Genomic DNA, 22,597 nt, shown 5'->3' on the forward strand with positions numbered 1-22,597 from the left:
CATAAATTTTATCAAAAATAAGACTTACCAACAACTAAAAATCAAGAACCAACAACTTTTTAAAAATTAATTCTGTTTTAAGGTTAAAAGCAATTATTTTTGCACCACAACTAAATACAACTATACAATGACAATTTTACTATTGGGTTCAGGAGGAAGAGAGCATGCATTTGCATGGAAAATGATTCAAAGTCCGCTTTGCGATAAACTTTTTGTGGCACCAGGAAATGCTGGAACAGCAGGTATTGCTCACAATGTAAATATTAGTCCAACCGATTTTGAAGCAATAAAAACCTTAGTGCTTCAGGAAAACATAGGTATGGTTGTTGTTGGACCCGAAGATCCATTGGTAAAAGGAATTTACGATTACTTTAAAAATGACGAAAGTTTAAAACATATTCCGGTTATCGGGCCATCAAAATTAGGTGCACAACTTGAAGGAAGTAAAGAGTTTGCTAAAGAATTTTTGATGAAACATAAAATTCCAACAGCGGCTTACGATAGTTTTACTGCAGCAACTGTAGAAAAAGGATGTGAGTTTCTAGCAACATTGCAACCTCCATATGTTTTAAAAGCAGATGGTTTGGCAGCAGGAAAAGGAGTTTTGATTATTCAAGATTTAGAAGAAGCTAAAACGGAATTAAGAAACATGCTTGTTCATGAAAAATTTGGTGCAGCGAGTTCAAAAGTTGTTATCGAAGAATTCTTAGATGGTATCGAGCTAAGTTGTTTTGTATTAACGGATGGTAAAAGCTATAAAATACTTCCTACTGCAAAAGATTACAAACGTATTGGAGAAGGTGATACAGGATTAAATACAGGCGGAATGGGAGCAGTTTCTCCAGTTCCTTATGTTGATGCTGTTTTAATGGAAAAAATCGAAACACGCATCGTTAAACCAACAATCGAAGGTTTCCAGAAAGACGGAATCGAATATAAAGGTTTTGTATTTATTGGATTGATAAATGTTAATAATGAGCCAATCGTTATAGAATACAATGTAAGAATGGGTGATCCAGAAACTGAAGTGGTCGTTCCGAGATTAAAAACTGATTTAGTAGAATTGTTCTTGGCTGTAGCCAATGAAAAACTAGATACAATTTCTCTAGAGGTAGACCCAAGAAGCGCTACAACAATTATGGTTGTTTCAGGAGGTTACCCAGAGGATTTTGAAAAAGGAAAAGTAATTTCTGGATTAGAAAACATTTCAGATTCTATTGTTTTCCATGCAGGAACAAAGTTGGATAACAACAATGTGTTAAGTAATGGAGGAAGAGTTTTGGCTGTGACTTCGTATGGAGACAACTTCCAAGAGGCCATAAAAAAATCTTATCAAAACATAGACAAGCTAAATTTTGATAAGATGTATTTTAGAAAAGATATTGGCTTCGACTTACTTTAAAAAAGAGTGAGCCGTAGTATCTTGATTTTCTGTTCCGGCTGCATCAAAAATGCGTAATTGTTTAATCCAATATACCATTGCAGCTGTACAGATAATCATGAAAATCCAATTAATTGTATTAGCACCAAACCATGATACAAGTTCTAATGAACGTAAAAAATCAAGCGGAGCAAATAAAATGTTTACGAATAAGTACTGTATTCCTTCAAAAAAAGTTGTCATAATTTATAAAATTATTTTGTTATTTATTGTTTTGTAACGCATTGAAGTTATAAATCCCGATAATCAGAATCTTTATTTCAAGTTGTTGGTTTCCTTTTTAAACAAGTATTATATTTACAGTCACAAAAGTATAAAATATCCTTATGATAACAAGTGTTTTTAAAAATCTACACCATTAAATTATTCATTGGTTGTAATTTTGATGCTGGTTTTCTTTTTCATCTTTCAATTTCAAGATATTTCTTGGACTAAATCGCTTATTTCAATTTCAGAAAAAATAAGTTTATTGATCGTTGTATTAGGATCGATGTTGATAACAAATTTTGTTGTCAAGAAGAACGGACTTAGCAAAGACAATGGTTACACGATATTTTTTTATTTATTGTTAACTTTATTTTTCCCTTCTGCATTTAATAATCCGAACATTTTACTAGCTAATTTCTTTGTTTTATTGGCTCTTCGTAGATTGTTGTCATTGCAATCTCTTAAAGCATCAAAAGAAAAGATATTCGATGCTTCATTATGGATATTACTGGCTTCATTATTCCAGTTTTGGAGTATTTTATTTATGGTATTGGTATTTATATCAATTATTTTTCACGTTGCAGGCGATTATAGAAACTGGATTTTACCATTTATAGCTCTTTTTGCTATAGCTACACTTTTTTTATTAGTTGCTTTATTATTTAATATTGATGTACTTGCATTTTTCCATGATCGTGTAGCTGTAGATTTTAGAATTAATTATTTCACCAATAATTACCAAAATGGAGCTTTATCTATCTACGTTGCAGTCGCTTTATTCTTTGTAGTCTCATTGTTAATGACTTTATCAAATAGACCGTTGTTACTACATTCCTCTTATAAGAAAATTGTAGCTTATTTTTTTATTGGAGTTATTATATTTTTAGTGTCTCCTAATAAAAGCAACGATTTATTATTGTTTACAGTTGCGCCTTTGGCTATTATGGGGTCAAGTCATATAGAGTTTTCGCAAAATAAATTAAACAATGAAATCGTTTTTGGAGTCTTGATTTTGTGTAGTTTATTTACCTTTTTCTCTCAGTTATAATTTATTTCCATACGCTAAATCGCCAGCATCCCCTAATCCAGGAACTATATAATTTTTCTCATTTAAGTTACTATCTAGGGCAGCAATCCATAAATGACAAGAATCTGGCAGGTGTTTTTCTAGATAAGCAACACCTTCTGGAGCAGCAATTACAACAGCGAGATGCATTTCTTTTGGAGCACCATTTTGTATTAATTTCTCATAAACAGCAACGATAGATTGGCCAGTTGCCAACATTGGATCTATTAATAAAACGGTTTTATTATTGATACTAGATAAGGCCTGATATTCGACCAAAATTACAAATTCATCATCATTGTTTGGATGATGTCTACATGCAGAAACAAAACCATTTTCGGCTTCATCAAAGTAGTTTAAAAAACCAATATGTAATGGTAAACCGGCACGTAAAATAGAACATAAAATAAGTTTATCATCTATTTCGGTAGTGTTTTTAATGCCAAGAGGGGTTTCTATTTCTACGTTTTTGTATGATAGATCTTTACTTATCTCATAAGCCATAATTTCACCAATCCGTTCAATATTTCTTCGAAAACGCATACTGTCGTTTTGCACTTTTATATTTCGTATCTGACCTAAAAAATGGTTCAATACGCTGTTGTTTTCGGATAAATAATGAATCTGCATGATGGTATTTTTTAATTTATTTTAAAATCTGATTTATGATAAATAGATTTATGATTTGATATTTTTTTATAAAAGTATAAAAAGTATCTTTGTATCTATAAAAATTAAAGACATGTTTTCAAAATTAGCATATTCTGTATTCGAACAAAGCATCAAAGATTATCATAAATTTGATAATGTTGATCAGCCAATAAACAATCCATATCCTAAAGATAAATTTGAACATTTATTATATTTAAAAAACTGGATAGATACTGTACAATGGCATTTTGAAGATATTATTCGTGACCCGAATATTGACCCCGTTGCTGCACTTGCTTTAAAAAGAAGGATTGATGCCTCTAATCAGGAACGTACTGATATGGTGGAATATATCGATAGCTATTTTTTACAAAAATTTAGCAATGTAAAAGTAAAAGACGGTGCCAAAATCAATTCAGAAAGTCCAGCATGGGCATTTGATAGACTATCAATCTTGGCTTTAAAAATTTATCATATGAATGAAGAAGCTACTCGTGCAGAAGCGACTCAAGAGCATAGAGATAAATGTCAGGAAAAATTAAATATACTTTTAGAGCAAAGAAGTGATTTGTCTACAGCAATTGATGATTTGTTAACAGATATTGAAAATGGGGATAAATTCATGAAAGTGTACAAACAAATGAAAATGTACAATGATGATGATTTGAATCCTGTTTTATACCAAAATAAAAAATAATTGGCTGAATTGTCCAATAAAATTAAGCATATAGCCGTCATGAGACTTTCCGCAATGGGAGATGTCGCTATGACGGTTCCTGTTTTACGCGCATTTGTAAAACAGCACCCTGAGGTTCAATTAACCGTAATTTCACGCCCATTTTTTAAACCATTTTTTGATGGTATTCCTAACTTGACTTTTTTCGTTTTTGATGATAAAGAGCGTCATAAAGGCTTTGTCGGATTACTGCGTCTATATAAAGATTTAAAAAAGTTGGATATTGATGCTTTTGCCGATTTACACAATGTTTTACGATCTAAAGTTGTTCGTACTTTATTCGCTTTAAGCGGAAAAAAAACAGCTTTTGTTGATAAAGCAAGAGAGGATAAAAAGGCATTAATGCGAGCAGAAAATAAGATATTCAAGCAATTACCAACGATGTTTGAACGACATAGAAAAGTGTTTGAAGAACTAGGTTTCTCGGTGGATTTATCTAATCCTACATTTCCTAAAAAAGCGGTTTTAAGTGCAGAAATTACAGATCTGATTGGAGAAAACTATCAGAAATTAATAGGGATTGCACCTTTTGCTCAATATAAATCTAAGGTATATCCTTTGGATTTAATGCAGGAAGTAATCGCAAAATTAGCTGAAAATAAAGAGCATACAATTTTACTTTTTGGTGGAGGAAAAAAAGAAATCGAAATTTTAGAATCGCTTTCTAAGCCTTTTAAAAATGTAATAAATGTAGCAGGAAAAATTAAGTTTCAGCAAGAACTAAAATTGATAAGTAATCTTGATGTAATGCTTTCTATGGACTCAGGAAATGCTCATATTGCTGCAATGCTAGGTGTAAAAGTAATTACACTTTGGGGAGCAACACATCCATACGCAGGATTCTTACCATTTAATCAAAAGATAGAAGAAGCATTGGTATCAGATAGAACTAAATTTCCTTTATTACCAACATCGGTGTATGGAAACAAAATAGTTCCTGGTTATGAAGATGTAATGCGAACTATTTCGCCAGATAAAGTAGTATCTAGTATTCAGTCGCAGTTGTAATAAATTAGTATTTAGTCACAATTTTTAGTATTCAGGAATCTTGTTATACATAAAAATAAGCTTATAAAACCAAAAAAGAGTTTGCATTGCAAACTCTTTTTTTATGGATTTATATTTTATATTCAATAAATGTCTCAAAACTGTGACTGCTACTGAATATTGATATTAAATACTAAACGTCATCGTAGTCTACATAAATAGACTCAGATGTTGGATGTGCCTGGCAAGTAAGAATTAATCCGTCTGCGATTTCTTTATCAGTTAAGATTGAGTTCTTTTTCATCTCTGCAGAACCAGAAGTTACACGAGCAAGACAGCTGCTGCAAATTCCGCCTTGGCAAGAATAAGGAGCATCTATTCCTTGTTTTAAAGCGGCATCAAGAATGGTCTGTTTTTGAGACATTTCGAAAGAAACTTCTTCATCATCAACAAGAACAGTAATTTTTGAATGCCCTTCTAATGAAGTATCAATTTTATTTTCTTGCGTAGAAGAAGTAAATAATTCAAATTTTATAGCAGATTCTTTGACATTTTTCTCTTTTAAAATCCCTGAAACGGTATTGATCATTTCTTCAGGACCACATAAATAGAATTTATCAAATTGTAATTCTTTGTGCTTGTTGTTCAACACATAATTTACCGCTGATTTATCAATTCTGCCAAATAATGCATTTTCTACTTTAGCCTGACTAAAAACATAATGTACAAATAAACGCCCCACATATTGCAATTGTAAATCGTGTAGTTCTTGGTGAAATATAGTGTCTTCCACCGTTTTATTTCCGTAAACCAATACAAATGAGCTTTTTGGTTCACTTTTTAAAACAGATTTTAGAATAGAGAGAACAGGAGTTATTCCGCTTCCCGCAACAAATGCAGCATAGTTCTTTTGTCTTTCTGGATCAGGTTCAAATGTAAATTTACCCTCTGGTTTACCAACTTCAAGGACATCCCCAGCTTTGAGTTTTGTTGTTGCAAATTGAGAAAAAACACCATTTTTCACAGCTTTTACAGCAATTCGTAATTCACCACTTTCTGGAGAAGAACAAATAGAATAAGCACGACGAAGTTCTTTGTTGTCTAGTGTTAATCGTAAATTGATATATTGTCCTGCAACAAAAGTATAGTTTGATTTTAGTTCTTCAGGAACATTAAAAAGTATCGATACTGCGGCTGCAGTTTCGCGTTTTACTTCTTTTATTATTAGTTTTAGGAATGAAGGCATGATATTATTTTTTTGCAAAAGTAGCAAACCGCTATTAAATGATTGGTATTTAAAAGTAATATTTTATTTTGTTCGTAACGTTTTCTTACATTTACATACTTACCGTCTGACTAAACCAAAAAAAAATGATTAAAAAATTTATTTATCTCGAATGGAAAGCCTTTTCTAGGTCTGCCTCTTTTGGTGCCAATGTAGCATTAAAAATTATAATAGGTTTTCTGGCAGTTTATTTCTCACTTATTTTCATAGCTGCTGGGGCTGGAGTCTTTTATGTACTCAAAAAGTTGAATCTTGATCCTTTACTAACTATTAATAAATTCTTAGTTTATTATTTTTTATTCGATTTAGCCATTAGACTATTGATGCAAGCCATTCCAGTGCTTAACATAAGACCTTTGTTAACATTAAGAATCCAGAAGAAAACGATAGTTCATTTTTCACTTGGAAAAACAGCTTTATCATTTTTTAATATCATTCATGCTTTCTTTTTTCTTCCTTTTACAATAGTATTATTAATAGAAGGATACGATATATTGGGCGTAATCTGTTGGCATTTAGCGATTATATCTTTAATTTATATCAATAATTACTTGAATATTTTATTAAGTAATATTGATAAATTGTTTGCCCTTTTTCTTGGAATAATAGCCATTCTGGGAGGATTACAATATTATAATCTTTTTGATATTACAAATTATACTGTTTTGTTTTTTGATGGATTATATGCAATAAAAGGATTTTTTCTTATTCCGATTTTGGTTTTGATAGGATTGTATTATGTAACGTTTAATTATTTTAAAAACAATTTATATCTTGATGCAGGGCTTTCGAATAAACATGATATTGCTAAAACCGAAAATCTGACATGGCTTAATCAATTTGGTACATTAGGAACGTTTCTTAAAAATGATATCAAACTTATAAAGAGAAATAAAAGGTCTAAGATGACTATCATGATGAGTATTCTCTTCTTATTTTATGGCTTATTGTTTTTTTCTGGAGGGGTCAAATCATATAATAGTCCTGTTATGCACATTTTTGCGGGCATCTTTGTTTCAGGTGGTTTCCTGTTTACTTTCGGACAATTTGTACCAAGCTGGGATAGTTCGTATTACCAACTTATGATGACACAAAATATCCCGTACAAAGGATATATTACATCAAAATGGTGGCTAATAGTTATTGCAACAATTGTATCAACAATAATAGCGTCATTTTATCTTTATTTTGGATGGCAAGTGTACCTTACAATTGTAGTTGGAGCAATTTATAATATTGGTGTTAATTCCCATTTAGTACTTTTAGGAGGGGCATTTACTAAAACGCCAATTGATTTAACATCGACTAGTGGTGCTTTTGGAGATAAAAAAGCGTTCAATGTAAATGCAATGCTACTTACGCTTCCTAAATTATTACTGCCAGTGGGATTGTACTGGATTGGTTTCTCTCTAGGAAATCCTAATATCGGTTTAGCATTAGTTGCTTTAGCAGGAATAATAGGTTTTGTATTTAGAGACAAGGTTTTTCTTTTAATTGAAAAAAGATATAAAATCGAAAAATATAAAACCATAAGTGCATACAAACAAAAGAGTTAGTTCATCAATTTCAAAATGTGTCAATTAGAAAATTAACTTCAATTGATGTAATCAAAAATCAAAATTATCATGATACAAGTAAATCAACTTTCAAAAATATATAACGGAACAACAGTTTTAAAAATAGAAAATCTTGAGATTCCAAAAGGACAAAGTTTTGGATTAGTAGGAAACAATGGGGCTGGAAAGACTACTTTTTTTAGTTTATTATTAGATTTGATTCAACCCTCTACAGGAAATATAATTAATAATACTATACAAGTAAACAATGATGAGGGATGGAAATCTTTTACCGGTTCTTTTTTAGACGAAAGTTTTTTGATAGGATACCTAACTCCAGAAGAATATTTTTACTTTGTAGGAGATTTACGGGAACAAAATAAAGCAGATGTTGATGCATTATTATTAAAACACGAAGAATTTTTTAATGGTGAAATTCTAAATAATAAAAAATACCTACGTGATTTATCAAAAGGAAATCAAAAGAAAGTAGGAATTATAGCTACACTTATTGGTAGTCCTGAAGTGATTGTTTTAGATGAGCCATTTGCTAATTTAGATCCAACAACGGTGAGTCGATTAAAAAAAATAATTAAAGAACTAGCTGATAATCCGAATGTTACTGTTCTAGTTTCGAGTCATGATTTACAACATACAGTTGAAGTTTGCGATAGAATTGTTGCCTTAAATAAAGGAGAAATTGTAAAAGATATTCAAACTTCTAGAGAAACACTTCAAGAACTCGAGGCGTTTTTTGCCGTTTAGATATAAATATTTCAAAAAGAAGCGTATTTTTACCAGTCATTATACTAAAAAACTTTTTTAGATGTTAAATGTTAAAAGTGTTTCCCATTGAAAAACAATCTATTTAAATACATTTTTCTGTTCTTATTTATCTCCTTTTTGATAGCTTGTTCTACAAAAAGAGACACGTTTTTGGCAAGAAACTCTCATGCTTTGAGTACAAAGTATAATATTTTGTATAATGGACAATTGGGTTTTGATAAAGGTATGAAAGCGATAGAAGCTAATTATACTGATAATTTTTGGAAATTATTGCCTATTGAAAGAATGCAAATTGATGAAGGTAATTCGGATGAAGCTAAAGCTAAAAATCCAGATTTTCAACTTGCAGAGACAAAAGCAACCAAAGCCATCCAGAAACACTCGATGAATATTGGGGGACGAGAAAAAAACAGTCAGATAGACGAAGCATATTTAATGCTTGGTCAGGCTCGTTATTATGATCAGAGATTTTTACCTGCTCTGGAAGCATTTAATTATATTTTATATAAATATCCAACAAGTAGTAATATCAATACCGCAAGAATTTGGCGTGAAAAAACCAATATGCGTTTAGGTAATGATGAGTTGGTTATAAAAAACATCTATAAATTAATTAAAGGAGTTGCATTAAAAGAGCAAGTATATTCTGATGCAAATGCGTTATTGGCAGAAGCTTTTATCAATTTGGAACAAAAAGACAGTGCAATTACAAAACTTAAAATTGCAGAAGAATTTACCAAAAGAAATCCACAAAGATCGAGATACCGTTTTATTTTAGGACAATTGTATCAGGAAACAAATAAGAGAGATAGTGCACTTTATTTTTATCAATCGGTAATTGATATGAACAGAAGAGCGGAACGAAAGTATGTAATTCATGCTTACGCAAAAAAGGCTCAGTTATTTGATTATCAAAATGGAGATAATGAACTTTTCATCAAAACATATAATAAATTAGTTAAAGATAGAGAAAACAGACCATTCTTAGATGTAATATTTTATGAGATGGGAGTCTTTTTTGATAAAAATAAAGACGAAAAAGCTGCATTAGAGTTTTATAATTCTTCTTTAAAAAGAAAATCTAAAGATCCATATTTAGTAGCATCAGCTTATCGAAACATTGGGAATATGTACTTTAAAAAAGCTAGTTATACATTGGCAGCAAAGTATTATGATAGTACTTTGGTAAAAATGGATCCTAAAACTAGAGAGTATGTTTATATCCAGAAAACTAGAAAAAATTTAGATGATGTTATAAAATATGAAGGTATTGCGCAACGTAATGATAGTATTATAAATGTCGTTGGACTTTCGGACTCTGCCAGAGTAAAATATTTTGGTGAGTATATCGCTAAGTTAAAAACTGCCGATGAAGCAAAACGAATTCTTGAAGAAAAACAAAAGGAGAAAATTGCCAATATCGAACGAAACACAAACGGAGGAGGCTTAGAAACAATAACTGCAAAAGGAGCTTTACCAGGTAATTCTGAGAAAAGTGGAATTCCAAGTCCGCCAACAGGAAATGAAGTTGCAAGTGTTTTTTATTTTTATAATCCTTCTACAGTTGCTTATGGGAAATTACAGTTTAAAAAACTGTGGGGAAATAGAGAATTAAATAGCAACTGGAGGTTACCAGCTAGCAAGTCAAATTCAAATTCTGATGATGATAAATCGACAACTATTGTTGAAAATGACTCAATTAAAACAGATGTGATAGTTGAAAAATATACTACAGATTTTTATTTGAAACAACTTCCAAAAGACAAAAAAGCAATAGACAGTATTGTTCAGGAACGAAATTTTTCTTACTACCAGTTAGGACTTATTTATAAGGAGAAATTCAAAGAATATGAATTGGCAAGCAATAAGTTAGAGCAATTATTAAAGAATAATCCTGAAGAAAAATTGATTTTGCCATCGATGTATAATCTGTATAAAATTTACGAGATTACAAATCCTGCAAAAGCGGTATCGATGAAACTGGATATAACTACTCGTTATCCAGATTCACGCTATGCACAAATCATAAATAATAATGGTTTAGATGAAGGAGCAGGAATAAAGGCGCCAGAAAAAGAATATCAAAAGTGGTACAAATTATTCCAAGAAGAAAAATATGCAACAGTTTTAAATAATATTGATGAACTAATTAATCAATATTCGGGAGATGAAATTGTATCTAAGTTTGAATTATTAAAAGCCAATACGTTAGGAAAAGCCAAAGGATTAGTTGCGTATAAAAAAGCAATAGAAAATGTTGCAGAAAACTATCCTAATAGTGAAGAAGGTAAAAAAGCACAAGATGTTTTAGTTAATCAGATTCCTTATTTAGAGAAACGAGTATTCACAACGACAGACAGCAATAACTGGAAAATACTCTATAAAATTGGGATCGAGGATGAGAAAGCAAGAAAAACAATTGAGGATATTATTAAAAAATTCTTAGTTGATGAGAACTTCCAAAAACTGACTTATTCTTTTGATAAATATGATTTGGATTCAGAATTTGTTACCATTCACGGTATAAAATCAGAAATTTATGCAAATGATGTTGCCAAAGTATTAAAGGAAAACAAAAAATATAATCTGGTATTATATCCTGCAGTAATAATATCAAGTGATAATTATAGTATAGTACAAATTAATAAAAATTTAGAAGCGTATTTAGCTCCTAAAACACCTTAAACATGTTTAATAAAGCCCCAAAATTTACCACAGAACACTTAGGAAAAACCAACAGAATAGTCGAAGGAACTATCATAACAGGAGACATTACATCTCTAGCCGATTTTAGATTAGATGGCGAATTAATAGGTAATTTTACCTCAAAAGGGAAAATTGTACTTGGTCCAGCAAGTAAAGTTAAAGGTGACATCATTTGCCAGAATGCTGATATTGAAGGAGAATTCATAGGAAAAATTAAAGTTGCTGAGCTTTTAAATGTAAAAGCAACTGCAAAAATTAATGGAGAAGTAACAACAAGTAAATTATCAGTAGAGCCGGGTGCCGATTTTACCGCAACATGTATTATGGCAACAGATTTTAAAAGTGTAATAAATGACGGACAAAGAGCCAAATGAAAACCAGAAAAATAATAAATGGTTAGTTTTTATTAACATTCCAATACAGATGGGAGTAATTATATTTTTATTCTCCTATCTCGGTATTTGGTTAGATGAAAAGTATTCAAATGGAGGTTCATTATGGACAATTATCTTGTCTTTATTTTCTGTCTTCCTAGCACTTTATAATGTCATCCGACAAGTTAAAAATTTAAATAAATAATGAATAGAGTTGTAGATTTCCTTAAGTATTTTGTTCCCTTTTCGATTGTATTGTTTGTCGCACAATATTTTATAATACAATCATTATCAGATAAATTAGTTTTTTTTACTCCACATGGAGTATTTACACATTTAATATTATAGCTACTTTTTTAGTGTACTTGTTTTTAATTTATGTGCATAAAATTTTCCCAACTTATACTGGGTTTGCTTTTCTAGGAGCAAGCTTTTTAAGAATGATGGCAGCTATTGTTTTCTTGATTCCGTTAATAAAAGCGCATGTTAAAGATCCAATAATTGATCTTGGAGCATTTTTTATCCCTTATTTTTTATTTTTACTATTTGAAACCTATTTTACAGTACGTCTTATAAATAAAAGCTAACAACTTCATTATTAGATGAATTGATAAAATAAAATGTAATTTTAAAAATTATATATATAAATTTTCAATTTTCAATTTAAAATGTACCTTTGCAAAAAATTTTTGGAACCTAAAATTAGATAAAGATTTAATAATGATATTTTCAAATAAACCAGTTCAGTACTTATTAGTTACTTTATTAGCATTTACTTCGTCAATAAATTACGCATCAACTACTGTTGATAGTGTTTCTGTTAAACAAGAAAATGCTGTTGAAACAGTAGAAGTAAGCGGTCACGGAGAAAGTGTAGGTCACGAAATAGAAAAAGAATTTAATGCAAGTGAATTAATTAATTCACACATTGGAGATGCTCACGATTTTCATATCGCTGACTGGAATGGCCATGCTATTTCTCTTAATCTACCAGTTATTTTATGGACCAATAACGGATTAGAAATTTTTTCATCTGAAAAATTTCACCATGACAATGCAGGAGAACATGTTGTAGATATCAATGGTCAAAAAGTAGTTCGTTATAAAGAAGTAATTTTTTATGCTGACAAATTTGAGCAAATGACACAAGAAGAAAGAGATAATGGAGCTTTTGCTTTTGATGCAAGACCTTTAGATTTTTCTATCACAAAGAATGTTTTTTCTATGTTGATGTCAGCAATACTTTTGTTTTTCTTATTCTTCGCTGTTGCGAGATCATATAAAAAGAATCCAAATGCACCTAAAGGATTAGCTGGATTTTTAGAGCCACTAGTTACTTATGTTAGAGACGAAATTGCAATTCCAAATATTGGAGCAAAAAAATCTGGTAAATACATGCCATATCTTTTAACTATATTTTTCTTTATCTGGATAAATAACCTTATTGGATTAATTCCTTTCTTTCCATTTAGTTCTAACTTAACAGGTAATATCTATTTTACATTTGTAATGGCATTTATCACTTTTATCGTTACAACTTTAAGTGCAAACAAAAATTATTGGGGACACATTTTCAACACGCCAGGAGTTCCTGTGTGGTTGGCTCCAATTATGATTCCTGTAGAGATTATAGGAATGCTTACTAAACCATTTGCATTGATGATTCGTTTGTTCGCAAACATCACTGCTGGTCACATCATCATTTTAAGTTTAGTTTCTTTGATTTTCATTTTCAAAAGTATTGCTATCGGACCAGTTGCTGGAGCATTCGTATTGTTCATGAGTGTATTAGAGATGTTGGTTGCTGCTTTGCAAGCGTATGTATTTACATTGCTTTCAGCATTATTTATTGGTCAGGCTGTTGAAGAGCACGATCATCATTAATCAGAGTTTTATTAATTATTAACTATATAAATTTATTATTATGGTATTAGCTGGAATCGGAGCTGGATTAGCTGTAATTGGTGCAGGTCTTGGAATTGGAAAAATTGGTGGATCTGCAATGGACGCTATTGCTCGTCAACCAGAAGCTGCTGGAAAAATCCAGACTGCTATGATTATTGCTGCTGCACTTATTGAAGGTGTTGCACTTTTTGCAGTAGTTGTTGCGTTAATTACAAACGCATAATTAAAATCTAAAACTTCCTGTAGCGGTTGGCTTCAGGAAGTTTTTTTAAAAAAAGACAAACAAATTTTAAATATATAATGTTATGCAATTAACTTCACCAGAAAGTTTAATTTTTTGGACAACAACTATCTTTATTGTTTTCTTCATTCTTATGGCAAAATTTGCTTGGAAACCTATATTAGGTGCAGTAAAAAGCCGTGAAGAATCTATAAATAATGCATTAGCAGCTGCAGAAGCAGCTCGAAGAGAAATGCAAAATTTAACTGCTGATAACGAGCGTATCTTAAAAGAAGCTCGTGCTGAACGTGACGCGATGTTAAAAGAAGCTCGCGAAATGAAAGAGCAAATTATAGCTGAATCTAAAAATGAAGCACAAGAGCAAGGACAAAAATTAATTGCCCAAGCTAAAGCGGCTATCGAAAATGAAAAGAATGCAGCTATGGCTGAATTGAAATCTCAAGTTTCAACTTTATCATTAAACATTGCTGAAAAATTATTGAAGGATGAATTATCTAACAAAGAATCTCAAACTAAATTAGTTGAGAAAATGTTAGGTGACGTAAAGCTAAACTAATATTATGGCAAGTACAAGAGCAGCAATTCGTTATGCAAAAGCAATTCTAGACTTAGCAAACTCTAAAGGTGTTGCCGAAGCTGTTAATAACGATATGAAATCAATTGCTTCAACAATTGAAGTAAATGAAGAATTGAGTACATTCATTCAAAGTCCAACTATAAAAGTTGAAGTTAAAGAAAGTGCTCTTTTAGAAGTTTTCGCAGCTGTAAATGGTGTAACCAAAGGGTTGTTCCGTTTATTGTTTGAAAATAAAAGATTCGAAATTCTAGAAGCAATTGCTCTAGAATATGTTAAATTATTTGATGAAAATAATGGAGTTGAAGTTGCTACGGTTACTACAGCAATTCCTATGGATGCAGCTTTAGAAGCTAAAGTTTTAGCTAAAATTGCAACATTCTCAGATAAGAAAATTACAATCGTAAATAATGTAGATGCTTCAATTATTGGAGGATTTATTTTAAGAATAGGTGATAAGCAATATAATGCTTCTGTTGCAAACAGATTACAAGTTTTAAAAAGAGAGTTAGCCCAAAATTAAATTTTATTTATGAAGAATTTTATAATTTTATTTGTTTTCTGTACATCTTTTGTTTCTTTCGGTCAAAAAATCAAAGAAGATAAAAATCAAATATTTTTCGACGGTACTGCTATTGTAAAAGTTGAAAAAGATAAAACAGGTACACAGTTTACGTATACTTCATTAAATGATTCAAATGGTATTATTGCTAATTTGAAAACACATAAAATTGATGCTCAAAATTCTAAAAGTTGGCTTGTTGTAACCAATTTAGATGGTTCTAAAAAAACAGAAGTAAATTTTGAATTATTATCATTTACTTTAAATTATAAAAAAGCAATCGCTGAACTTCTTGCAAAAAAATACAATGTATTTACAGCAAATGGATTAGAGAATCTTGATACTTTTTTTGCTGAAGAGCGTCCAAGTATTACTGCAGAAGTTGATAAATTGAAAGAAGCTGGTAAAGTTGATGAAAAACAACTTTCAGCACTTAATTACCAAGTTCATTCTACTGAAAAATTAATTTTTTCAGGATTTGTTCCAGAGGATGCTTTTACACCAAAGTACAATGATGCAGAGCGTAAAGAATTTATGTCTAAAGTTGTTGCTAAATATGACATCTCTATGAAGCAAAACAATTCTCCAACACCTGTTTTAAATGTTGATATATCATCTTTGAGTGGAAGAGTTCTTGTAAAAGCTGTAGAAAGAGGTGGAAAATTTGTAGTTGCTTTAACTGAATCAAATACTACATTTACTTATGTACCATCTGTAAAGTTTGTAGCTAATGATGTAAATTCGACTAAAAGCTTTATTAAAGAGTTAGTTGATAAGACCTATTTAAACGGTCAAAAGTATATGACATTAAGTGAAGCAGAAGTACTTTTAAGTGCTAGACACGATGATAAAATTGCTAAAACAAATGAAGCAAAATTAAACTCATGTAACATTTATGATCAAAAAGGATATGTAATTGATAATAAAGGTGTAAAGTTAGAAGGTTTGCTTTCTATTGATTTTGAAAATATCACTCCAAAATCAAGTAGTAGTGGAATGATTGATTTAGATGCTACTGGTGACGGAAAAGGTTTAAAGGTTAGTGCTAAAAATGAAAAAGGTAATTTTAGAATCTATAATTACAAAGCAAAAGAAAATGTGATGTTTAGTATTGTTAATGACGATAATACAGAAACAAAATTTAAAGCTCTTTTAGTAAAAATTGAAACTATTGCTCCAAAAGATAATACTGCTCTAGATTTAGGTGCATTAGCTGGAATGTCTTTAGCTTCAGCTTCTTGGAAATATTTTAAAGAAGTAGAATCAACAGATAAAATGAGTATTTATCAAGATTTACCTTCAAACAGTTATGTAATTAAAATTCCAACACAGGAAAAAGGATTTCAAGTTTTGGTAAAAAAGGGTAAAGAAGATAAATTCTTAAGTAAGTTAAAAGAATATGTAGGTGCTTCTATTGATAGTAATGATTTAGAAAAAATTGATTACAGCAATTTAGAAGGCTTAAAAAATCTAAGTGATTTATATTCTAATTTTAAATAAAAAATAAAAGTAGGTAAAAAAAATAATTATGGCGGAAATCAAACCTGCTGAAATTTCAGCAATATTAAGAAAGCAAGTAGAAGGTTTTGAATCTGGTGCTACGCTAGAAGAAGTAGGAACAGTACTTCAAGTTGGAGATGGTATTGCTCGTATTTATGGGCTATCAAATGTACAATACGGTGAGTTAGTTGAATTTGAAAACGGACTTGAAGCTATTGTATTGAATCTTGAAGAAGATAATGTTGGTGTTGTACTTTTAGGACCATCAACAGGAATCAAAGAAGGATCAACTGCAAAAAGAACACAACGTATTGCTTCTCTTAAAGTAGGTGAGCAAATGGTAGGACGTGTAGTGAATACCCTTGGTTTTCCAATTGATGGAAAAGGACCAATTGGTGGAACTTTATACGAAATGCCTTTAGAAAGAAAAGCACCAGGAGTTATCTTCCGTCAGCCAGTAACAGAACCATTACAAACAGGTATTAAAGCTGTTGATGCTATGATTCCAGTTGGACGTGGACAACGTGAGCTTGTAATTGGTGACCGTCAAACAGGAAAATCTACTGTTTGTTTGGATACTATCTTAAACCAAAAAGAATTTTACGATGCAGGAAAACCTGTATTTTGTATATATGTTGCAATTGGACAAAAAGCTTCAACTGTAGCAGGAATTGCTAAAATGTTAGAAGAAAAAGGTGCAATGGCTTATACAGTTATTGTTGCAGCAAATGCTTCTGATCCAGCTCCAATGCAAGTTTATGCTCCTTTTGCAGGTGCTGCAATTGGAGAATATTTTAGAGATTCAGGTCGTCCAGCACTTATTGTGTATGATGATTTATCTAAACAAGCTGTTGCTTACCGTGAGGTTTCTCTTTTATTAAGAAGACCACCAGGACGTGAGGCATATCCTGGAGACGTTTTCTACTTACACAGTAGATTATTAGAGCGTGCTTGTAAAGTAATTGCAGATAATGGAATTGCTAAAAACATGAACGATTTACCAGATTCTATTAAGTCAATCGTAAAAGGAGGTGGTTCATTAACTGCTTTACCAATTATCGAAACTCAAGCTGGTGACGTTTCTGCATATATCCCAACAAACGTAATCTCGATTACAGATGGTCAAATTTTCCTTGATGGAGATTTGTTCAACTCTGGAGTACGTCCTGCTATTAACGTAGGTATCTCAGTATCTCGTGTTGGAGGTAATGCACAAATTAAATCAATGAAAAAAGTATCAGGTACTTTAAAATTAGATCAAGCACAATTCCGTGAATTGGAAGCGTTTGCTAAATTTGGTTCTGATCTTGATGCAGTTACTTTAAACGTAATTGAAAAAGGAAAAAGAAACGTTGAAATCTTGAAACAAGGTTTAAATGATCCTTATACAGTTGAAAACCAAGTAGCTATTATTTATGCAGGTTCTAAAAACTTATTAAGAAGTGTTCCTGTGAATAAAGTAAAAGAATTTGAAGCTGATTTCTTAGCATACCTTAACAGCAAGCATAAAGATACTCTTAATGCACTTAAAGCTGGTAAGTTAGATGACAACATTACAGATGTTATCGAAAAAGTAGCAAAAGAAATTTCAGCAAAATATAACTAATAAGACAATTAGGCAATTAGATAATTAGAAGAATCAAAGTGTTTTTTTAATTATCTAGTTGACTGATTATCAAATTTTCTAATTAGAAAAAATGGCAAATTTAAAGGAAATCCGTAATAGAATTACTTCCGTTTCATCTACGATGCAGATTACATCGGCAATGAAAATGGTTTCTGCAGCAAAGCTTAAGAAAGCACAAGATGCAATCACAGCGATGCGTCCTTATGCCGAGAAATTAACGGAATTATTACAAAACCTTTCAGCAACACTAGATGGTGATGTTGGAGGAGATTTTACTACACAACGTGAAGTGAAAAAAGTATTACTTGTTGCAATAACTTCAAACAGAGGTTTATGTGGAGCATTTAATACTAATGTAATAAAGGAAGCAAAAGCACGTACTGAATTCTACGCTGGAAAACAAGTTGATATTTTTCCAATAGGTAAAAAAGGAAACGACGTTTTAGGTAAAACTCATAAAGTTCACGGTCATCATAATGCAATTTTTGACCATTTGACTTTTGATAATGTTGCGGCTATTGCTGATAATTTAACTGAGAAATTCTTGTCAGGAGAGTATGATAGAATTGAATTGATTTACAATCAATTTAAAAACGCTGCTACTCAAATTGTTCAAGTAGAACAGTTTTTACCATTAGCTCCAATTAAATCAGATGTGCCTGTTTCAACAGGAGATTATATCTTTGAACCTTCAAAAGAAGAAATCGTGTTAACTTTGATTCCTAAATCATTAAAAACACAATTATACAAAGGTATTCGTGATTCATTTGCTTCAGAGCATGGTGCTCGTATGACTGCAATGCACAAAGCAACTGATAATGCTACTGAGTTGAGAAATCAATTGAAATTAACTTACAATAAAGCACGTCAAGCTGCTATTACAAACGAAATCTTAGAAATCGTTGGTGGAGCGGAAGCTTTGAAAGGATAAGAAAAATTTTTAATTTTTCAAATCTTCAAAATTGCGAAGCTTTGAAAGGATAAGAAAAATTTTTAATTTTTCAAATCTTCAAAATTGCGAAGCTTTGAAAGGATAAGAAAAATTTTTAATTTTTCAAATCTTCAAAATTGCGAAGCTTTGAAAGGATAAGAAAAATTTTTAATTTTTCAAATCTTCAAAATTGCGAAGCTTTGAAAGGATAAGAAAAATTTTTAATTTTTCAAATCTTCAAAATTGCGAAGCTTTGAAAGGATAAGAAAAATTTTTAATTTTTCAAATCTTCAAAATTGCGAAGCTTTGAAAGGATAAGAAAAATTTTTAATTTTTCAAATCTTCAAAATTGCGAAGCTTTGAAAGGATAAGAAAAATTTTTAATTTTTCAAATCTTCAAAATTGCGAAGCTTTGAAAGGATAAGAAAAATTTTTAATTTTTCAAATCTTCAAAATCGCGAAGCTTTGAAAGGATAAGAAAAATTTTTAATTTTTCAAATCTTTAAAATCGCGAAGCTTTGAAAGGATAAGAAAAATTTTTAATTTTTCAAATCTTCAAAATTGCGAAGCTTTGAAAGGATAAGAAAAATTAAAAGGATATATAAAGAGCCGACAAGTAATTGTTGGCTCTTTTTTGTGAATAATTTTGATGCTTTAGAGAAACAAACTTATTTTATGAAAAGTTCTTCTTCTATTTTTATGAATTGTTGTTTTTCAAATTCTCTAATAGCAGTATTCTTTACTAGAAAAATTTTATCACAATCTTTATATAGAATTTCCAGGATATGTGAAGAGATAAAAACAATGCTGTCTTTTGACAATTCTCTAATGTAATTCATCAACAAATAATTAGACTCTAAATCAAGACCATTAAAAGGTTCATCAAAAATATAAATTTGATATTCTTTTTGGAATACCGCATTCATGTAGGCCTTTTTTTTCATTCCAGTAGAAAACGTCTTGATGAGTTTATCTTGTACGACATCAAACAAATTTGATTTATTTTCAATTTTAAGATTTAGTAATTCTTTATAAAAATCTGAAAACTCAGTTGCAGTTAGTTCTTCATATATGGGTACTTCAGTAGGAAAAAAAGCTATTTCGTTATGTTTTATAGGTGAATTATGGAAGGATATTGTTCCATTAAAATCTATAAGTGATGTAATGATTTTAAATAATGTTGTTTTTCCTTCCCCATTTTTCCCAACTACACCGTAAATTCCATTTTTTGAGATTGAAAGATTAATATCTTGCAAAACAGTTTTACTTCCAAATGCTTTCTTCAAGATATTAATCTGTAACATATTTCAAATTGTTTATGGTTTTTATAGACTTATAATACAAATAGGGTAAGATTAAAAAAGGCAATCCAATAGGAATATTTATAATAAACAATGCTAAAAATAGCTGTTGCAATAATCCATTTGAAAAAAAGCTATACTTAAAAAGTAAATTTATTATGGGTAACACAAAAACGAGTGGAATAAATAGCAATAAATCCCATTTTTTGAATATTAAAAAACATAAAATGATAGCGCTGGTTATTATTAAGGTGTTATAGAATGTAGTTTGAATCTGTTTTATAAGATATTTTTTAGAATCAAATGAACTCATTTTGATATAAATTAAATCCTCTCTATTAAAAGAAGCAAGGCAGGCTATAAAGGAGACTAAAAATAAGCTTGCTGTATTTAGATTATCATTATGATATTGGTTTCCCATTACGTTTAAGAAGATAATCAAAGGGATAAAAAGAATGAGCTTATTTTTTCTAAAACTAATATGCCAGAAAGGATCAAATAACCTGAAAGGGTATTTGATAATTTTGACTCCTATTTTACTTATTAGAATCAAGAAATAAAGTATTACAAAATGAATTATAAGTATGTCCCATCTTTGGTTTATTACATAAATGAATATAAATGGGGAGCTATAAATTAGATATTCTAAGAACAATAATAGACGATAGTTTTTATTGACTTTTAATAACTCAATATCTTTTCTGTTTTGGTGGTAAAATGCCAGTTCCAAAGTCGTTATTAAAAAGTAATAACTGTACTTTGGAAATAATTGATTTAAAAAATAAATGATAACTGCATAAAATAGTAGGAGTAAACCAATGGCCAGATAATCATCCTTTGGTAGGATTTTTCTAAATCGTATTACAATTAAATACTTTAATATTTTTATCATGTGTTAATATGAAATCAGTATATATGCAAGTGAATTTATAAATATATGCAATAAGATTGATGCAATTATGCCAAATTTTAATCTTAAAAGTATAAAAACAAAACCGTCTAAAATTTTTGAAATCAAATAGGTTATTACTGTAATATTGGTTATATCTATGTCTTTAAAATTTGATAAATGGAATAATCCAAAAAGTAGGCATGAAAAATAAATTAAAAAAGGTAGAGAATTATTTTTTTCAAACGAACTATTTATTTTATGATTAAACTTTTTAGAAATAAGGAATAATGAAAAACCTCCAATGAATATATAATAAGCTGTAGTTGTTAAAATATATGTTTCATACAAAAGAGAAACTATCAAAAAAACAACAAATAAAATGATATTAGATTTGTTTACTCTTATTACTAATCGGAATAAAATTTCTTCCATTATTGGAGCTACAATCGCAACTTTTAAAAATGTTATATTTTTCGGTATTACGATATGAGGTTGATTAATAAAGAAATGTTTTAAGATCCCAAAAAATACTGATGAGGACAATATAAATAAGATACTGATAAAATAGTAGTAAAGAATCAATTTTAGATTACCACGTAATCCAACATATTGTATGGAATTGGGAGAAGTAAAGAGATATCTAACATCTTTTTTTAATAGATTAAACATTTTATGGTTTTGTTATTTGTAAAATCAAATTTTTACATATTTTGTTAAATATCAGAATAGACCAATAGTTATCTTTCTTTCCAATAAAAGAAAGATAATTTATGTTAGAATTAATGTTAAGGTTTATCTATTTTTAAAAAATAATCAATTGCATATCCTAAAAAGTATAGAGCTTGATAGAAATTACGAATCTTATTAAACAGTAGTAATTTTGCTTTATAATTAGTAATAAATTAATTTGCCATCAATAGATATGCAAATCGACCCAATAGATAACCAATAAACATTAAAATAAGCGATATAGATAATACCATTGTCATGAAACTAATAGTTTTTTCTTTTGCATAAAGCTCCATTTTATCGATATACTTTTTCATATTTTAGTTTAATTAGTTTGTAGTTTAAAGTGTTGTTAATTTGAGAAGTTATAGAAGGCTTTCCCTACTAGATAACCGACATAATATACAAATGCCCATAATATAATAGCTGATAGAACTATTTTAGCATAAGTATTGATGTTTGTAAGATTGTTTTCGTTTTTCATCATTTATATATTTTAAGATAGCAAAAGTTTAAATATAGGTCTATTTATGATAAATG

24 protein-coding genes are annotated in these 22,597 nt (G+C 30.0%); 17 read left to right on the forward strand and 7 right to left on the reverse strand.

Going from position 1 to position 22,597, the window contains the following annotated elements; all coding sequences use genetic code 11:
- The first annotated feature begins 127 nt into the window (after positions 1–127).
- Positions 128–1,402, forward strand: coding sequence for a phosphoribosylamine--glycine ligase (gene purD / locus EAG11_RS17865; RefSeq protein WP_129540366.1), 1,275 nt, complete (start codon positions 128–130; stop codon positions 1,400–1,402).
- Here purD and EAG11_RS17870 read toward each other — a convergent pair.
- Positions 1,394–1,624 carry a uracil phosphoribosyltransferase gene (locus tag EAG11_RS17870; RefSeq protein ID WP_129540367.1) on the reverse strand — a complete coding sequence of 77 codons (231 nt, stop codon included), beginning with the start codon at positions 1,622–1,624 and terminating at the stop codon, positions 1,394–1,396. The genes purD and EAG11_RS17870 overlap by 9 nt on opposite strands.
- Before the next feature lie 202 nt (positions 1,625–1,826).
- On the opposite strand from EAG11_RS17870, the gene EAG11_RS17875 reads away from it, so the two are divergent.
- Positions 1,827–2,696, forward strand: a complete 870-nt coding sequence (locus EAG11_RS17875) for a DUF6427 family protein (protein ID WP_242499372.1) — start codon at positions 1,827–1,829, stop codon at positions 2,694–2,696.
- Here EAG11_RS17875 and upp read toward each other — a convergent pair.
- Entirely contained in the window at positions 2,691–3,344 is a 654-nt protein-coding gene (gene upp, locus EAG11_RS17880; protein ID WP_129540368.1) for a uracil phosphoribosyltransferase, read from the reverse strand. The genes EAG11_RS17875 and upp overlap by 6 nt on opposite strands.
- 112 nt (positions 3,345–3,456) lie before the next feature.
- Here upp and EAG11_RS17885 point away from each other — a divergent pair, with 112 nt between their 5' ends.
- The gene (locus tag EAG11_RS17885; RefSeq protein ID WP_129540369.1) at positions 3,457–4,062 is read left to right on the forward strand and encodes a DUF4254 domain-containing protein; all 606 of its coding nucleotides are present in this window, start codon (positions 3,457–3,459) and stop codon (positions 4,060–4,062) included.
- A gap of 39 nt (positions 4,063–4,101) precedes the next feature.
- Positions 4,102–5,109, forward strand: a complete 1,008-nt coding sequence (locus EAG11_RS17890; protein ID WP_129540370.1) for a glycosyltransferase family 9 protein — start codon at positions 4,102–4,104, stop codon at positions 5,107–5,109.
- A gap of 172 nt (positions 5,110–5,281) precedes the next feature.
- Here EAG11_RS17890 and EAG11_RS17895 read toward each other — a convergent pair whose 3' ends face one another.
- Positions 5,282–6,334, reverse strand: a complete 1,053-nt coding sequence (locus tag EAG11_RS17895; RefSeq protein WP_129540371.1) for a ferredoxin--NADP reductase — start codon at positions 6,332–6,334, stop codon at positions 5,282–5,284.
- A gap of 125 nt (positions 6,335–6,459) precedes the next feature.
- Here EAG11_RS17895 and EAG11_RS17900 point away from each other — a divergent pair, with 125 nt between their 5' ends.
- From EAG11_RS17900 to atpG, 13 genes are all read left to right on the forward strand, one after another.
- The gene (locus EAG11_RS17900) at positions 6,460–7,929 is read left to right on the forward strand and encodes a DUF5687 family protein (protein ID WP_129540372.1); all 1,470 of its coding nucleotides are present in this window, start codon (positions 6,460–6,462) and stop codon (positions 7,927–7,929) included.
- Between the two features lie 69 nt (positions 7,930–7,998).
- Positions 7,999–8,694, forward strand: coding sequence for an ABC transporter ATP-binding protein (locus EAG11_RS17905; RefSeq protein WP_129540373.1), 696 nt, complete (start codon positions 7,999–8,001; stop codon positions 8,692–8,694).
- Positions 8,695–8,865: 171 nt separating this feature from the next.
- Positions 8,866–11,400, forward strand: a complete 2,535-nt coding sequence (locus EAG11_RS17910; RefSeq protein WP_371414607.1) for a gliding motility protein — start codon at positions 8,866–8,868, stop codon at positions 11,398–11,400.
- Between the two features lie 2 nt (positions 11,401–11,402).
- A complete protein-coding gene (locus EAG11_RS17915) occupies positions 11,403–11,795 on the forward strand; it encodes a polymer-forming cytoskeletal protein (protein ID WP_129540375.1) in 393 nt (130 codons plus the stop codon).
- Positions 11,773–12,000, forward strand: coding sequence for an AtpZ/AtpI family protein (locus tag EAG11_RS17920; RefSeq protein ID WP_129540376.1), 228 nt, complete (start codon positions 11,773–11,775; stop codon positions 11,998–12,000). Before EAG11_RS17915 ends, EAG11_RS17920 begins: the two co-directional genes overlap by 23 nt.
- Before the next feature lie 175 nt (positions 12,001–12,175).
- A complete protein-coding gene (locus EAG11_RS17925) occupies positions 12,176–12,382 on the forward strand; it encodes a hypothetical protein (RefSeq protein ID WP_129540377.1) in 207 nt (68 codons plus the stop codon).
- Positions 12,383–12,515: 133 nt separating this feature from the next.
- Entirely contained in the window at positions 12,516–13,679 is a 1,164-nt protein-coding gene (atpB, locus tag EAG11_RS17930; protein ID WP_129540378.1) for a F0F1 ATP synthase subunit A, read from the forward strand.
- Positions 13,680–13,719: 40 nt separating this feature from the next.
- Positions 13,720–13,923, forward strand: a complete 204-nt coding sequence (gene atpE / locus EAG11_RS17935; protein WP_039113322.1) for an ATP synthase F0 subunit C — start codon at positions 13,720–13,722, stop codon at positions 13,921–13,923.
- An 82-nt stretch (positions 13,924–14,005) separates the two neighbouring features.
- Positions 14,006–14,497, forward strand: coding sequence for a F0F1 ATP synthase subunit B (locus EAG11_RS17940; RefSeq protein ID WP_129540379.1), 492 nt, complete (start codon positions 14,006–14,008; stop codon positions 14,495–14,497).
- Between the two features lie 4 nt (positions 14,498–14,501).
- Positions 14,502–15,038 carry an ATP synthase F1 subunit delta gene (atpH, locus tag EAG11_RS17945; RefSeq protein WP_129540380.1) on the forward strand — a complete coding sequence of 179 codons (537 nt, stop codon included), beginning with the start codon at positions 14,502–14,504 and terminating at the stop codon, positions 15,036–15,038.
- A 9-nt stretch (positions 15,039–15,047) separates the two neighbouring features.
- A complete protein-coding gene (locus tag EAG11_RS17950; protein ID WP_129540381.1) occupies positions 15,048–16,577 on the forward strand; it encodes a hypothetical protein in 1,530 nt (509 codons plus the stop codon).
- Between the two features lie 28 nt (positions 16,578–16,605).
- Positions 16,606–18,183 (forward strand): F0F1 ATP synthase subunit alpha, encoded by a 1,578-nt coding sequence (gene atpA, locus EAG11_RS17955; RefSeq protein WP_129540382.1) that lies wholly within the window; start codon positions 16,606–16,608, stop codon positions 18,181–18,183.
- Positions 18,184–18,274: 91 nt separating this feature from the next.
- Entirely contained in the window at positions 18,275–19,135 is an 861-nt protein-coding gene (gene atpG / locus EAG11_RS17960; RefSeq protein WP_129540383.1) for an ATP synthase F1 subunit gamma, read from the forward strand.
- A 668-nt stretch (positions 19,136–19,803) separates the two neighbouring features.
- On the opposite strand, the gene EAG11_RS17965 is transcribed toward atpG, so the two are convergent.
- The 4 genes from EAG11_RS17965 to EAG11_RS22665 form a co-directional block, all read right to left on the reverse strand.
- Positions 19,804–20,439, reverse strand: a complete 636-nt coding sequence (locus EAG11_RS17965; protein ID WP_129540384.1) for an ABC transporter ATP-binding protein — start codon at positions 20,437–20,439, stop codon at positions 19,804–19,806.
- An 892-nt stretch (positions 20,440–21,331) separates the two neighbouring features.
- Positions 21,332–21,997, reverse strand: a complete 666-nt coding sequence (locus tag EAG11_RS22935; protein ID WP_129540385.1) for a type II CAAX prenyl endopeptidase Rce1 family protein — start codon at positions 21,995–21,997, stop codon at positions 21,332–21,334.
- Between the two features lie 233 nt (positions 21,998–22,230).
- Positions 22,231–22,374 carry a hypothetical protein gene (locus tag EAG11_RS21845; RefSeq protein ID WP_164998729.1) on the reverse strand — a complete coding sequence of 48 codons (144 nt, stop codon included), beginning with the start codon at positions 22,372–22,374 and terminating at the stop codon, positions 22,231–22,233.
- Positions 22,375–22,409: 35 nt separating this feature from the next.
- Entirely contained in the window at positions 22,410–22,544 is a 135-nt protein-coding gene (locus tag EAG11_RS22665) for a hypothetical protein (protein ID WP_256387068.1), read from the reverse strand.
- Positions 22,545–22,597: the final 53 nt, after the last annotated feature.

Origin of the sequence: Flavobacterium sp. 140616W15, assembly GCF_003668995.1 — a bacterium.
Lineage (GTDB): Bacteria > Bacteroidota > Bacteroidia > Flavobacteriales > Flavobacteriaceae > Flavobacterium.